This is a genomic window from Azospirillum sp. RU38E (assembly GCF_900188385.1).
In the GTDB taxonomy this organism is placed as follows: domain Bacteria; phylum Pseudomonadota; class Alphaproteobacteria; order Azospirillales; family Azospirillaceae; genus Niveispirillum.
The window spans coordinates 101,727-115,441 of sequence record NZ_FZOI01000003.1 but is presented as its reverse complement, the minus strand read 5'-3'; the positions used below and the strand labels follow the sequence as shown (position 1 = coordinate 115,441).

At 65.7% G+C, this 13,715-nt stretch carries 17 protein-coding genes; 9 read left to right on the top strand and 8 right to left on the bottom strand.

The genetic code is table 11. The annotated features are described in order from the left end of the window. Positions 1-3: 3 nt before the first annotated feature. Positions 4-465, bottom strand: coding sequence for a hypothetical protein (locus CHB97_RS07945; protein WP_089367408.1), 462 nt, complete (start codon positions 463-465; stop codon positions 4-6). A 149-nt stretch (positions 466-614) separates the two neighbouring features. Here CHB97_RS07945 and CHB97_RS07940 point away from each other — a divergent pair, with 149 nt between their 5' ends. After that, entirely contained in the window at positions 615-1,070 is a 456-nt protein-coding gene (locus CHB97_RS07940; protein ID WP_089287436.1) for a cyclic nucleotide-binding domain-containing protein, read from the top strand. A 3-nt stretch (positions 1,071-1,073) separates the two neighbouring features. On the opposite strand, the gene CHB97_RS07935 is transcribed toward CHB97_RS07940, so the two are convergent. The 3 genes from CHB97_RS07935 to CHB97_RS07925 form a co-directional block, all read right to left on the bottom strand. Further along, positions 1,074-1,532 (bottom strand): YaiI/YqxD family protein, encoded by a 459-nt coding sequence (locus CHB97_RS07935; RefSeq protein ID WP_089287435.1) that lies wholly within the window; start codon positions 1,530-1,532, stop codon positions 1,074-1,076. Between the two features lie 56 nt (positions 1,533-1,588). Continuing rightward, a complete protein-coding gene (locus CHB97_RS07930; protein WP_089287434.1) occupies positions 1,589-1,813 on the bottom strand; it encodes a hypothetical protein in 225 nt (74 codons plus the stop codon). 92 nt (positions 1,814-1,905) lie between these two features. Beyond that, positions 1,906-2,115: a cold-shock protein gene (locus CHB97_RS07925; protein WP_089287433.1), complete on the bottom strand. Its 210-nt coding sequence runs from the start codon at positions 2,113-2,115 to the stop codon at positions 1,906-1,908. 270 nt (positions 2,116-2,385) lie between these two features. Between CHB97_RS07925 and CHB97_RS07920 the strand changes: the two genes are divergently transcribed. The 5 genes from CHB97_RS07920 to CHB97_RS07900 all read left to right on the top strand — a co-directional run bounded on the left by CHB97_RS07920 (position 2,386) and on the right by CHB97_RS07900 (position 6,953). Then, positions 2,386-2,697 carry a YkgJ family cysteine cluster protein gene (locus CHB97_RS07920; RefSeq protein ID WP_089287432.1) on the top strand — a complete coding sequence of 104 codons (312 nt, stop codon included), beginning with the start codon at positions 2,386-2,388 and terminating at the stop codon, positions 2,695-2,697. Positions 2,698-2,820: 123 nt separating this feature from the next. Further along, entirely contained in the window at positions 2,821-4,299 is a 1,479-nt protein-coding gene (locus tag CHB97_RS07915; protein WP_089287431.1) for a sensor histidine kinase, read from the top strand. Between the two features lie 137 nt (positions 4,300-4,436). Next, positions 4,437-5,612, top strand: a complete 1,176-nt coding sequence (locus tag CHB97_RS07910) for an acetyl-CoA C-acetyltransferase (protein WP_089287430.1) — start codon at positions 4,437-4,439, stop codon at positions 5,610-5,612. Positions 5,613-5,699: 87 nt separating this feature from the next. Continuing rightward, positions 5,700-6,422 (top strand): acetoacetyl-CoA reductase, encoded by a 723-nt coding sequence (phbB, locus tag CHB97_RS07905; protein ID WP_089287429.1) that lies wholly within the window; start codon positions 5,700-5,702, stop codon positions 6,420-6,422. Between the two features lie 81 nt (positions 6,423-6,503). After that, positions 6,504-6,953 carry an NUDIX hydrolase gene (locus CHB97_RS07900; RefSeq protein ID WP_244559457.1) on the top strand — a complete coding sequence of 150 codons (450 nt, stop codon included), beginning with the start codon at positions 6,504-6,506 and terminating at the stop codon, positions 6,951-6,953. 11 nt (positions 6,954-6,964) lie between these two features. Here the strand turns inward: CHB97_RS07900 and dgoD are convergent, their stop codons facing one another. Then, a complete protein-coding gene (gene dgoD, locus CHB97_RS07895; RefSeq protein WP_089287427.1) occupies positions 6,965-8,107 on the bottom strand; it encodes a galactonate dehydratase in 1,143 nt (380 codons plus the stop codon). A 183-nt stretch (positions 8,108-8,290) separates the two neighbouring features. On the opposite strand from dgoD, the gene CHB97_RS07890 reads away from it, so the two are divergent. Beyond that, the gene (locus CHB97_RS07890) at positions 8,291-9,367 is read left to right on the top strand and encodes a PA0069 family radical SAM protein (RefSeq protein ID WP_089287426.1); all 1,077 of its coding nucleotides are present in this window, start codon (positions 8,291-8,293) and stop codon (positions 9,365-9,367) included. Between the two features lie 190 nt (positions 9,368-9,557). Continuing rightward, complete coding sequence (locus CHB97_RS07885; protein WP_089287425.1) at positions 9,558-10,130, top strand: PH domain-containing protein; 573 nt, start codon at positions 9,558-9,560, stop codon at positions 10,128-10,130. Positions 10,131-10,152: 22 nt separating this feature from the next. Here CHB97_RS07885 and CHB97_RS07880 read toward each other — a convergent pair whose 3' ends face one another. The 3 genes from CHB97_RS07880 to cobS form a co-directional block, all read right to left on the bottom strand. Beyond that, positions 10,153-10,830, bottom strand: coding sequence for a lipid-binding SYLF domain-containing protein (locus CHB97_RS07880; protein WP_089287424.1), 678 nt, complete (start codon positions 10,828-10,830; stop codon positions 10,153-10,155). Positions 10,831-11,106: 276 nt separating this feature from the next. Beyond that, on the bottom strand, positions 11,107-11,718 hold the full coding sequence (locus CHB97_RS07875) for a histidine phosphatase family protein (protein ID WP_089287423.1): 612 nt from the start codon (positions 11,716-11,718) through the stop codon (positions 11,107-11,109). Continuing rightward, a complete protein-coding gene (cobS, locus tag CHB97_RS07870; protein ID WP_089287422.1) occupies positions 11,715-12,515 on the bottom strand; it encodes an adenosylcobinamide-GDP ribazoletransferase in 801 nt (266 codons plus the stop codon). Before cobS ends, CHB97_RS07875 begins: the two co-directional genes overlap by 4 nt. Positions 12,516-12,669: 154 nt before the next feature. Here cobS and cobT point away from each other — a divergent pair, with 154 nt between their 5' ends. Then, positions 12,670-13,692 (top strand): nicotinate-nucleotide--dimethylbenzimidazole phosphoribosyltransferase, encoded by a 1,023-nt coding sequence (cobT, locus tag CHB97_RS07865; protein ID WP_371332997.1) that lies wholly within the window; start codon positions 12,670-12,672, stop codon positions 13,690-13,692. The last annotated feature ends 23 nt before the right edge of the window (positions 13,693-13,715 follow it).

Genomic DNA, 13,715 nt, shown 5'->3' with positions numbered 1-13,715 from the left:
CGATCAGGGGCGCGGCAGGTCAGCCGGGTCGCAGATGATCAGGTCAATCAGGTCCCGCATTGCCGGTTCGGCCACCCCGTTCCCGGTGGACAGGCTGGCGATGCGGGGCTTGGGGGTGCGGCGGCTGGCAATTTCCAGCATGGGCCGCAGCTCATATCGGAAAGCCTGCTGGGCGAAGGGAAACCGGTCCAGCAGCAGCAGGGCCGGCCGGCTGCGCGCGAACAGGGCCAGCAGGCTGGCGGCGCGCTGTTTCTTCCAGGCATGGCCCGCCAGCCTGCCTTCTCCCTCCAGAATCAACTCTGGTTGATCGGCCCGCCAATGGGCAGCCGGGGTCAGTGCGGCGACGGTCAGCGCCGGGCCCGACCTCGGCGGGCCTTCCCCGCCCCAGGCCAGCTGCACGTTCCAGCCGCCCGCGGCCAGCCGCTGTGCGGCGGCAAACAGCCGTTCTGCATCGCCCGGCGCCATCGGCTGGGCCCAGAAGAATAGATCAGGGGGCGGTGCAGCGTTCATTGTTGCAGGGCGGCAAAGCTGGACAAGGCGACTGTCATCAGTCACCACTATGGTAATCAAAGGAAAAACCGGAACCAACCGGCATCGGGGAACATGGGGGAATAATGGCCGCCAACTTGGCTGCGGAGGTGGAGGCATTGCGCCGCCTGCCCATCTTCGCCGATATTGAGCTGTCGAAACTGAAGCTGCTGGCCTTTACCAGCGAGCGGGTCAGTTTCAATCCGGGCGACATGCTGTTCCGCCAGGAGGAGGCGCCGGAGGCGGCCTTCCTGATTCTGGAAGGGCAGGTGAAGCTGGTGGTGGATACGCCGACCGGCCGGCGGGATTTTGTCGATGTGCCGGCGGGCGGCATCGTGGGGGAGATCGGCATTCTGTGCGACCATCCCCGCATTGCCAGTGCCCAGGCCATCGCCCCGGTCACTGCCCTGCGCATCGCCCGCGACCCGTTTTTTCGCATGTTGATGGAGTTCCCCCATATCGCCATCACGGTGATGCGGGAACTGGCCCTGCGGCTGGAACGCACGACGCGGGAGCTGTGGTCGCTGCCGCCGGCCAGGTGACGATCAGGAAGGCCGGCCGCGTTTGACCGCGTTGATCACCCGGTCCAGTTCCTGCAGGAAGGCCGATTTGTCGGATTTGGACATGGGCGCATTGCCGCCCTGTACCACCCCCATGTCGCGCAAATCCTGCATCAGGGCGCGGCTGGCCAGGGCGGAACCGATATTGGCCGGGGTAAAGGACCGGCCGGTGGGGCCGACGACACGGGCCCCCTTGTCCAGGCAGCGCTTGGCCAGCTGGATGTCGGCGCTGATGACGATATCGTCCTTCGCCGCCTTTTCCACGATCCAGTCATCGGCAGCGTCAAACCCGTCAGAGACGACGACCAGCCGCACATCGCCTTCCGCCGGCACGCGCAGCGGGCTGTTGGCGACCAGATACACGGTCAGCCCATAGCGCAGGGCAACCCGGAAGGTTTCCTCCTTCACGGGGCAGGCATCGGCATCGATCAGTATTTCAGGCATGGCGGGCGTGTTTCAGCAGAAGAATTGGATAAGGCCCGCACAATGCCCCGACAGGATCAGTTTGGCGAGCGGGAGATGCTTTTGATCGGCCCGCGCGGCTTGCCGGACATCTGGGCAATTTCCCGATCCTGTTCCTCAATGAACCCACGCACCGGATCTTCGCCATCCAGGCCGCCGACCAGGGCACGGGGAACCTTGCGGTTGGAGGTGCGCTGACCGTCCTGATAATAGACGTCGAACAGCACATGGCCGGTTTCCACCGGCGCCTTCTTCTTGGCCATGGGGCCAACTCCTTGAAACGATAGGGTATAAAGCAGAAGGGGGACGCCGGTTGCCCGGCGTCCCCCTTCCCAATTCCGATGCCTTGCGGCGATCAGACCGCCTTCAGATTGACGGCGGAGGTCTTGCCCCGGCGCGGATCGCGCTCTTCCTCGAACGAGACCTTCTGGCCTTCGTTCAGGGAAGACATGCCAGCGCGCTCAACGGCGGAGATATGGACGAACACGTCCGAACCGCCATTTTCCGGCTGAATGAAACCAAAACCCTTGGTGCTGTTGAACCACTTAACGGAACCGATCGGCATTGTGCCTCTCCTTCGATTTGGGATGGCAGCACGCCACCGGCGCGCCGCATCAGACGTGTCCAGATGGGTCGTCGATCTGGAAACCCGAAGGCAGCAGGCCGGCAGTCCGTAGGAAGAATGACCCGCCTGATATGGACGCTCCCGCCCCCGCTTGCAAGGGCAATACCGGATTTCGTGGTTCTGGCGGCCATGTGTTAACGGGCAGGCTTGCAAAAAGCAGCGTGATGCACCTATCTGCGGGGATGCCTTTTGCGGGCTGGGGGACAGACCATGGATGATTGGGACGGGTTGCCAGCGCTGGCGGATTTTGACTGTCAGGCCTGTGGCGCCTGCTGCGCCTATTCCGCCGAATGGCCGCGCTTCACGCTGGAAGATGATGCGGATATTGCCCGCATTCCCCCGGCCATGGTGGCGGCCAACGGGTCGGGGATGCGCTGCGAGGGGGATCGCTGTGTCGCGCTCACCGGCAAGGTGGGGGAGGCGACAGGCTGTGGTATCTATGCGCTGCGGCCGATTGTCTGCCGGGACTGCCTGCCGGGGGACGAGGCGTGCCTGATGGCCCGCCAGCACCACGGGCTGTAACCGCCCTCCGGCCTACCCTTGTCATAAATGGCGAAAGTTTCACGAAAACTCGCGCGGTTGCGATTGAGCTTTCACCCGATATCGTTCAGCCTGGAATGGGGCTGACCGGAGAGGTGGTGCGGGATGGCGCGATTGGGTTTGCAGGGAAGGTTGGCGGCGGCACTGCGCCGTGTCACCGACCTGTTCATCCCCACCGCGATGCGCCAGCCTGGCTTTGATGAAAACCAGCTTCAGCGCGCCCGCGCCTTTGTGCGCATCACCCTGCTGATTCTGGGCGGGCTGCTGGTGATTTCCGGCGTCTGGATCATCAAGGAGGGGCCGTCCACCCCGGCCAGTCTGGCCTGGATGATCTATGCCACGCTGCTGGCCGCCAATCTGGTGCTGGTGCGGCTGACCGGCCGCTTTCATGCGGTGACGCTGGCCAACAACCTGATGGGGCTGACGGCCATTGCCTATCTGCTGAATCTGACCGGGGGACTGCATTCCCCCCTGTTGCCCCTGTTCCTGGTGGGGGTGGTCACGACGGGCAATTTCGGTGGCAACCGGGCCATTCTGGTGTTTTTCGGCGGATTCGCCCTGGTCATCATCGGCACCTATCTGTGCCAGCTCTATCGGCCCCCGGTGCCGCCTGATCTCCATTCGCGATTCGCCCTGATGGTGACGGCGATTGTGTTGATGATCCTGGCGACCCTGTCGGCGCAGTCGGCGCGCACGCGCACCCGGCGCCGGCTGCGCGATGCCCGCGATGCCGCCGTGGCCGAGCGGCGCACGGCGGAAAAGGCGCTGGCCGACTTGCGCGCCGCGCAATCGCAGATGCTGCTGCAGGAAAAGATGGCCGGCCTGGGCAGCATGGTGGCCGGCGTGGCGCATGAGGTGAACACACCCGTCGGCCTGACCGTTACCGGTGCCTCCCAGCTGCGCGCGGAAACGCGGGAACTGGTGGCACGGGTGGCGGAAGGCCGGTTGCGCCGCCATGAGCTGGATGAATATCTGCGGCTGGTGGAAGAGCTTTCCGCCCTGATCGAGCGCAACGCCTTGCGGGCGGGTGAGCTGATCCAGTCCTTCAAGGATGTGGCGGTGGATCAGTCCAGCGACGCCCGCCGCGCTTTCCGGCTGGGTCCGTATAGTGCGGAGGTGCTGGCCAGCCTGTCGCCGCATCTGCGCCGCGCCCAGCATAAGGTGGCTGTTGATATTCCTGAGGCGATCGAGCTGGATGGCTATCCGGGGGCAGTGGCCCAGGTCATCACCAATCTGGTGATGAACAGCATCATGCACGGCTATCCCGATGAACGGCCGGGCCATCTGCGCCTGTCGGCGCGGCTGCTGCCGGGGGATCGGGTGGAACTGGTTTACAGCGATGACGGGCAGGGGATTCCCCCCAGCCTGTGGGAGCGGATTTTTGAACCGTTCTTCACCACCCGGCGCGGCAGCGGCGGGTCCGGGCTCGGCCTCTACCTGCTTTATTCCATCGTCACCGTGCGCCTGGGCGGTACGGTGACGGTTGGGGACGCGCCGGAGGGCGGGGCCCTGTTTACATTGGTATTCCCCCGCCGGGCGCCAGAAAAGGTTGCGGCTGAAACTTTGCTGGGAAAGCGGGATTGATCCATGACAATAGTACGCGCGGGGCGGGAATTGGCCTGTGCCCGGCTTGCGCCGGCCGACCGGTTCCGCCTAATCTGACGCCCGAGGGCAGGGACGGGTGAAACAACCTGTCAAACACGCTTTCAAGGAGAGGAACCATGGTTGAAGTGGTAATTGCCGGTGCGGCCCGTACCCCCATCGGGTCTTTCAACGGCGCCTTTGCGGGCGTGCCCGCCGCCAAGCTGGGCGAGGTCGCCATCCGCGAGGCGCTGGCCCGTGCGCAGACCGATGCCGCCGAAGTCTCCGAAGTGGTGATGGGCCATGTGCTGACCGCCGGCCTGGGCCAGAATCCGGTCCGCCAGGCCGCTATCGCGGCCGGTATTCCGTCCAGCCGCACGGCGTTCGCCATCAACCAGATCTGCGGTTCCGGCCTGCGCGCGGTGGCGCTGGGCTATCAGTCGCTGCTGCTGGGGGATACTGACGTGGTGGTGGCCGGCGGCCAGGAAAGCATGTCGCTGTCCCCGCACGCCATCTATATGCGTGGTGGCACCAAGATGGGCGACGCCGCCCTGGTCGACACCATGATCAAGGACGGCCTGTGGGATGCCTTCAACGGCTATCACATGGGCATCACCGCCGAGAATGTGGCGGAGAAGTTCCAGATCAGCCGCGAGGAGCAGGACGCCTTTGCCGCCGGCTCGCAGCAGAAGGCCGAAGCCGCGCAGAAGGAAGGCCGCTTCAAGGCCGAAATCGCCGCCGTCACCATCGCCAGCCGCAAGGGCGATGTGGTGGTGGATGCCGATGAATATCCCAAGCATGGCACCACGGCGGAAACGCTGGCCAAGCTGAAGCCCGCCTTCAAGAAGGATGGTACCGTCACCGCCGGCAATGCGTCTGGCCTCAATGACGGTGCTGCCGCCCTGGTGCTGATGCGTGCTGACAATGCCGCCAAGCGCGGCGTGCAGCCGCTGGCCCGCATCGTCAGCTGGGCTACCGCCGGCGTCGATCCCTCCATCATGGGCACCGGCCCCATCCCGGCGTCGCGCGAAGCGCTGCGCAAGGCTGGCTGGTCCATCGACCAACTGGACCTGATTGAGGCGAATGAGGCGTTCGCCGCCCAGGCCCTGGCCGTGAACAAGGATCTGGGCTGGGATCCGGCCAAGGTGAATGTCAATGGCGGCGCCATTGCCCTGGGTCACCCGATCGGTGCATCGGGTGCCCGCGTGCTGGTGACCCTGTTGCATGAAATGGCCCGCCGCGACGCCAAGAAGGGTCTGGCGACCCTGTGCATTGGCGGCGGCATGGGTGTCGCCCTCTGCGTGGAGCGCGACTGAGCTTCAAAAACGGCCTCTGCCGGCCTGATCGCCGGCGGGGGGCCACCCTTTTAATATCCAAGCAATTCACAACCACGGGGGAAACAAATGGCACGAGTGGCTTTGGTAACGGGTGGTACGCGCGGCATTGGCGAGGCGATTTCCGTCGCGCTGAAGAATGCCGGTTATGTTGTTGCGGCCAATTATGGTGGCAATGACGAGGCTGCCCGTCAGTTCACCGAACGGACCGGCATTGCCGCCTATAAGTTCGACGTGTCCGACCCGAACGCGGTGAATGAGTCCGTGGCCAAGATCGAGGCGGAGCTGGGCCCCATTGACGTGCTGGTCAATAATGCCGGCATCACCCGTGACGGCGTGATGCACCGGATGAATTTTGAACAGTGGAACGCGGTGATCCAGACCAATCTGGCCAGCTGCTTCAACACCTGCCGCGCCGTCATTGACGGGATGCGCGCCCGCAATTTCGGCCGCATCGTCAATATCGGCTCCATCAATGGTCAGGCCGGCCAGTATGGTCAGGTGAACTATGCCGCTGCCAAGTCCGGCATCCATGGCTTCACCAAGGCCCTGGCCCAGGAAGGGGCCGCCAAGGGCATCACCGTGAACGCCATCGCGCCGGGCTATATCGACACGGACATGGTGCGCGCCGTGCCGCCCAACGTGCTGGAAAAGATCGTCGCCAAGGTGCCGGTCGGCCGTCTGGGCAAGGCGGAGGAAATCGCCCGCGGTGTGCTGTTCCTGGTGGCGGATGATGCCGGTTTCATCACCGGTTCCACCCTGTCCATCAATGGTGGCCAGCACATGTATTGATCCCGGCGGCCTCCCGCTGGAAAGTCAGACCCCCGCCGGTTTCATCGGCGGGGGTTTTTTATTCTAAACAGAGGACGCATCGTGCCAATCCCCCTGACCCATCCCCGTGTCGGCGTCGGCTGCATCGTCTGGAAGGGCGATCAGATCCTGCTGATCCAGCGCGGCAAACCACCGGGGGAAGGGGAATGGTCGCTGCCCGGCGGCAGCCAGGAGCTGGGGGAGACGCTGTTTCAGGCCGCCATCCGGGAGGTGCGGGAGGAAACGGGGGTGGAGGCGGTGGCCCGGTCGGTGCTGACGGCGGTGGATAATATCGTCCATGATGCCGCCGGCGCCCTGCTGTTCCATTACACCATCGTGGATGTGGTGGCCGAATGGCGGGCGGGGGAGCCGGTGGCCGGCGATGATGCGCGCGCCGTCTGCTGGGCCGGGCCCGATGAATGGGAAAATCTGGTGGCCTGGGGGCCGCTGCGTGAGGTGTTGCGTCTGGCCTGGCAGGCGCGCCGTGACAGGGCCACGGCGCCGCCGGCCTGAGCGGGTGGCTGTTACCACTCCGCCAAGCTGCCGTCCGGCAGGCGCCAAGCGGGGTTGCGCCAGCGGTGCGGGGTGCGGGCCATGTCGCGCACCAGTTCTTCGTTGATCTCCACCCCCAGACCGGGGCCGGTGGGGGCGGCGACGAAGCCGTCGGTCAAGGCGAAGATCGACGGGTCGCGCAGGTAGGTCAGCAGGTCATAGCCGCCGGTATTGTAATGGATGCCTAGCGACATTTCCTCGATGATGAAATTGGGGGTGGAGACGGCCAGCGCCAGACAGGAGGCAAAGGCGATCGGCCCCAGCGGACAATGCGGGGCCAGCGCCACATCATAGGCTTCCGCCATGGTGGCGATGCGCTTCACCTCTGAAATGCCGCCGGCGTGTGACAGGTCGGGCTGGATGATATCCACGATCCCCTGGGTCAGGAAGGGCTTGAAATCCCAGCGGCTATAAAGCCGTTCGCCCAGCGCGATGGGCAGGGTGGTCAATCCTGCCAGCTGGGCCAGCCCCTCGATATTTTCCGACAAAAGCGGTTCTTCGATGAAAAGCGGGCGCAGCGGTTCCAAGGCGGCGGCCAGCTGTTTGGCCATCGGCTTATGCACCCGGCCATGGAAATCCAGCCCGACATCCAGCCCCTGCGCCTGCACGGCAGAGGCACGGGCCAGCACCCCGTCAATATCGCGGCTGGTGGCCAGCCAGTTCAGCTCCGCCGTGGCATTCATCTTCACGGCGCGGAAGCCCTGGTCGCGGCGCAGGCGGGCAGACTCCGCCACCTCATCCGGGCGGTCGCCGCCGATCCAGGCATAGCATTCGATTTTGTCGCGCACCATGCCGCCCAGCATCTGCCAGACCGGGGTGTTCAGCGCCTTGCCCTTGATATCCCACAGCGCCTGATCCAGCCCCGACAGGGCCGACATCAGCACCGGGCCACCCCGGTAAAAGCCCAGGCGATAGGCGGTCTGCCAGACATCCTCAATCCGGGCGGCATCGGCACCAATGAACCGGTCGCGCAGCGATTCGAAGGCGCCTTCCACCGCCTCCGCATGGCCTTCCAGGCTGGCTTCACCCCAGCCGACCAGACCGTCATCGGTCTCCACCCGCACGAACAGCCACCGGGGCGGCACCTGGAACAGTTCAATGCGGGCGATCTTCATGGCGCTTTCCGTTCTGCATGGTGGTGTTGCACCGCTTTGGGTGCTGTTTCCTCTGCCGGGATTCTTAGCTTTTGCCGCCTCGCTCGGCAATTCATTTCTCATATAAATATGCTTTTGAATGGTTGTTTGCCTTGTCATCCATAGATGATATGTTCATGTATTGTTCTGTTTTGGGGCGGCGTGATGGATGAACTGGCCTGGCGGGCGGTCAAGGGGCGGGCCGCCATCAGCAATGAAAGCTCCCGTTTTGAACGCGAACGCCGGGTGCCGGTGGATGATGGCTGGGGGGAGGGAGAGGCGGAGACCGTCGGCCCGCGCACCCGCATCCTGCCGGACAGGGCGCGCACGGTGATCAGCACCAACCAGTCACCCGACGTGCCGTTCGACCAGTCGCTGAACCCGTTCCGGGGCTGCGAGCATGGCTGTGTCTATTGTTTCGCCCGCCCCACCCATGCCTATCTGGGCCTGTCGCCGGGGCTGGATTTTGAGACGATGCTGTTCGCCAAGCGCGATGCGGCTGCCTTGCTGACGCGGGAATTGCGGGCGAAGAACTATGTCTGCCGGCCGCTGGCCATCGGCGCCAATACCGACCCCTATCAGCCGATTGAACGCAGCGAGCAGATCACCCGGTCGGTGCTGGCGGTCTGCCGCGATTTCAACCAGCCGGTCGGTATCATCACCAAGTCGGCGCTGGTGCTGCGCGATCTGGATATTCTGGCGCCGATGGCGGCCCAGGGGTTGGCGCGGGTGGCAATCTCCATCACCACGCTGAACCGCGATCTGGCCCGCCATATGGAACCCCGCGCCAGCACACCCGCCCGCCGTCTGGCGGCGGTGCACGAACTGGCAGCGGCGGGGGTGCCCGTCTCCGTGCTGGCCAGCCCGATGATCCCGGCCTTGAATGACCATGAGCTGGAGGCGATTCTGGAAGCGGCGGCCGGGGCGGGGGCAAGCGGTGCCAGCTATATTTTCCTGCGCCTGCCGCTGGAAATCGGCCCGCTGTTTGAAGAATGGTTGCGCCAGCATTATCCGGATCGGGCCGACCGGGTGCTGTCGCTGGTGCGCCAGTCGCGCGATGGGGCGCTCTATCAGGCGGATTTTGCCAGCCGTATGAAGGGAACTGGCCCCTATGCCGCGCTGCTGCGCGCCCGCTTCCTGGCGGCGGCCAAACGGCTGGGCCTGAGCGGCCGACGCTGGGATTTGGATTGCAGTCGCTTCCAGGTACCGCCGGCACCAGGGGACCAGTTGAGCCTGTTGTGAGCCGGGTTACGATGGGTGGAACGCATCGTAACCCGGCACGGCGGCGACTGCCGCCGCGCGGCCCATGCCGCGTGAAGCCAAGCCAACGGATGTTGGCGCCGGCGTTTGAGGCAAAGGAGTATCAGCCGGCGCTGGCGGATGCGCTGGCTTGCGTGCATCCTGTCCCCCATTGGCAACAAGGGGAAAACCCATGGCTGAACAGGCGGTTGAGGCGCAGGGACAGGATGTGCCGCTGCTGGTGGCGGAATTCGATCCCAAGCTGCGGCTATATCTGTTTTTGCAGGCCAGTTTCCTGCTGTGCGTGACCGTGGTGGGGCTGGTGCTCCTGCCGCTGTCGCTTGCGGCGGCCTGGTGGTGGGCCAGCCATTATTACCCGACCATCCGCTGCCATGTGACCAGCCGGCGGCTTTATTTTCAGCACGGCATCCTGTTTCAGCGGGAAAGTGCCGTGCCGCTGGACAAGATCCAGGATATGTCCCTGCTGCGGGGGCCGGTGCTGAACATGCTGGGCCTGACCCGGTTGACGCTGGAAACGGCGGGCGGCAGCAGCGAGGCCGGGGCGCTGGGCGGCGGCATCAAGCTGCTGGGCCTGCGTGATGCCCGGACCTTTCAGGAAAAGGTGCTGCGCCTGCGGGATGCGGCGTGCCGGGGCGAAACGGTGCCTGAAGCGACTCCGCCGGCCGCGACGGACAGCCTGCAGGTGCTGCTGGAAATCCGCGACAGTTTACGCCGGATTGAGGAAAAGCTGGGCCCGACCGCCTGAGAAAGCGGCCGGGCCGTGATCCTTACTGCGCCGGGGTCAGGGCGCTGGCCAGGGCCTGGGCTTCGGGCCGATAGAAATGCCGGTCGACCAGGATGGCGCGCGGGTCGGTCGGCTGGCCATAGAACTTGTCGTTGAATTCACTGCGCGGCGCGATGACGGAGCCTTCCAGCGCCATGCCGCCGAACAGGCCGCTGGTCTTGGAATAGACATAGATGTCCGACGACAGGCCGACGCCATAGGAGGCGCCGACGCCGGTGCCCAACTCCCCGATGGCGACATTGGCGTCGGCCCCCAGCTTCACCTTGCGGTCGATCACCGCGTCCAGGCCCTTCTGGGTCATGATGACGACGATCATTTCGGAAGCCTGACCACCGAATTGCAGGCCGAAGCTGGCCTCTGCCAGGGTATAGAAGGCCGGGCCGCTCCAGGCGCCATCATCGCCGCGCGCCACCATGACGCCCGTACCGCCGCCGCCACCGATGAAGAAACCGGCCTGGATGACATTGGGCAGGATCAGCACGGCGCGGGCGCGGCCGACCAGATTCTTCAGGTCGCTATATTCCGGGTCGGTCAGCAGGGTCAGCGCCGTCACCCGCGCCCGCTCCACCATCAATTCAGGCTCGGTCAAGGCATAGGCCGGGCGCACCAGCGCAGAAATCGCCAGCACCAGACCCGCCAGGGCCATCGCGAAACGCTTCATCGAACCCACTCCTGTCTTCACGTCGCCTGTCTTTTCGAAATCTCTGGATGTCTGTCAGGTAACACGGTTGAACAAGGTGCGGCCAGCCTGACGACGATGTATAATACCAAGAGCCATGGATCATGACTCTTGGTATTCGTATGCTCCCTCAGACGCCGGGCGCTGCCTCCGGCAGCTTGGCTTACGCGCCCACGGGGGCGCGGGCCGGCGGTCGCCGGCCTTCAAGGGTCATGTCCCATGCCCCTTGGTATAACAGCCTGAATGATCAGATGGGCCTCAACAGGGCGGAATATTGACAGCGCCAAGGCGCCAGGCGTCCGGCTGGCCCGCCATCGCCATATGATCAACGCGCGTCAGATGCAGGCAATCCACCGCCAACGGCAATAAATGCACCGGTGTGATGCCCAAGGCCTGACCGATGGCGGCGCGGATGGGGCCGGCATGGGCCACGGCCACAATGTCCCGCCCGGCCAGGGTCTGGCACTGGCGCTGCACAGCGGCGGCCACGCGGGCGCAGAGCTGGGCGAAACTCTCCCCCGCTGGCGGGGCGGCGTGGGCAGGGTCGGCCCAGAATTGCTCTGCCGTGGCCCGCTCCTCCGCCCAGACCGCGCCATGGGTGCGGCCCTGCCAGCTGCCGAAATGCTGTTCGCTGAAATCCGGCTCCAGCCGCAGTTCCGGGGCACCCAAGGCCCGTGCCGTGGCCTGGGTGCGGGCCAGCGGGGTGGCGATCCACACCGCACCGGCCGGCAGGCGCCGGGCCAGGGCGGCAAGCGCGGTGCTGTCCGACAGGTCGGCCGGCAAATCGGCCTGTCCGGCGATGGTGCCGGGGGCGACGGCGATGGGGGCATGGCGCACCCACCACCAGCGGGTGGTGATCATCGCGCTCATGGGCTGCGGGCAGCGACAATGCCCAGCAGAAAGGCGATTTCCGCCAGTTGCTGGGCGGCCCCCAGCACATCGCCCGTCACCCCGCCAATCTGCCGACGGGCCAGCCAGCCCAGCCCGATCACCGTCAGGGCGGAAAGGGCCATGATATCCAACCCGATCAGGCCGGATTGCAACCCCAGCTTGCCCAGCGTGGTGCCGGCAAAGGAAAAGCCGATGACGATGGCAATGACGGCGCGCGCCCGGTCCGGCCGGCCCTGGCTGGCGGACAGCCCTTGCGCCCGCGCATCGGGCAGCCAGAGCTTCATGGCCGGCAGCAGCGCGCGGGAGAAGCCATGCGCCCCGATCAGCGCCAGCGCCACCAGCCGCGGGTCGGCCAGGGTGGCCAGCGCGCCGATGCGGGCCAAGGCAGCCAGGATCAGCGCCAGCGCGCCATAGGTGCCGACGCGGCTGTCCTTCATGATGGAGAGCTTGGCGGCGGGGTCGCGCCCGCCGCCAAACCCGTCCGCCACATCGGCCAGCCCATCCTCGTGCAGCGCCCCGGTCAGCAGCGACAGGCCGGCCACTGTCACCAGGGCGGCCAAGGGGGCCGTCAGCCCCGCCAGCGTCAGCCCCCAATAAAGCAGCCCGCCGACAGCGCCGATCAGGGCGCCGACAATGGGGAACCAGGCCAGCGCCCGCCGGTCCAGTTCAGGCGGCCAGGGGCCGCGCCAGCGGATCGGCAGGCGGGTCAGGAAAATCACGGCGGCCACAAACTCCGCCAGCGGAGAGGGCCTGTGCTGCTTTGTTGCATCGTCCATCACATCGGTATACGGGAGTGTGGCTTGCGCCGCCAGCGCCGTTGCCGTCGTCCCCCTTGGGGCCACCGTCACAGGACCATTCTCGATGCCCGCCGATCACGACCATCCGCACGATCATGACCATCACCACCATCATCACGATGATGCCCCGTCGATGGATGATATCCGCAAGGTGTTGAAGGAACTGCCGGGGCCGGATCTGGAATCGGCCACGGCAGCCCTGCAGCGCGAACAGAACCTGTTGAAGCCGCGCGGCGCGCTGGGTCGGCTGGAAACGCTGGTGCAGTGGCTGGCCACCTGGCAGGCCAAGGCCCCGCCGGAACTGACCCATCCGCGTATCGCCGTGTTTGCCGGGGCGCATGGCGTGGCCGCCCATGGGGTGTCCGCCTATCCGGCGTCGGTCAATGCCCAGATGGTGCAGGCCTTCATCAATGGCCATGCCGCCGTCAACCAACTGGCGACGGCGGCCGATGCCGATCTGCGCGTCTATGAAATGGACCTCGCCCGCCCGACCGCCGATTTCACCCATGGCCCGGCCATGGATGAGGCGCGCTGCGCCCGTGCCACCGCCTATGGCATGATGGCGGTGGAGCCGGGCCTGCATCTGATGTGCCTGGGCGAAATGGGTATTGGCAACACCACCTCCGCCGCCGCGCTTTGCGCGGCCCTGTTCGGTGGCACCGGTGCCGACTGGGTGGGGCCGGGGACGGGCGTGGATGAAGAGGGGCTGAAGCGGAAGGCCGCCGTGGTCGATGCCGGGCTGGCCGCCAACCCGCAGGCCCTGACGGATCCGTTCGAAGCACTGCGCTGCTTGGGCGGGGAGGAACTGGCCGCCATCGTCGGGGCGATCATCGCCTGCCGTCTGGCCCGTGTGCCGGTGCTGCTGGATGGTTTTGCCTGCACGGCCGCCGCCGCCGTGCTGCACAAGGCCGACCCCAAGGCCCTGGACCATTGCGTTGTCGCGCATAAGAGTGCCGAGCCCGGCCATGCCCGGCTGCTGGCCGCCATTAACAAGCAGGCCCTGTTCGATTTCGGGATGCGGCTGGGGGAGGCATCGGGCGCTGCCCTGGCCATCCCGCTGCTGCGCTCCGCCCTGGCCTGTCATCTGAATATGGGCACCTTCGCCGATGCCGGCGTGTCGGAAAAGGCAGCCGGCGGGCCGGTCAGCCTGCATTGAGGACAAAGCGGCGGGGCGTGGAG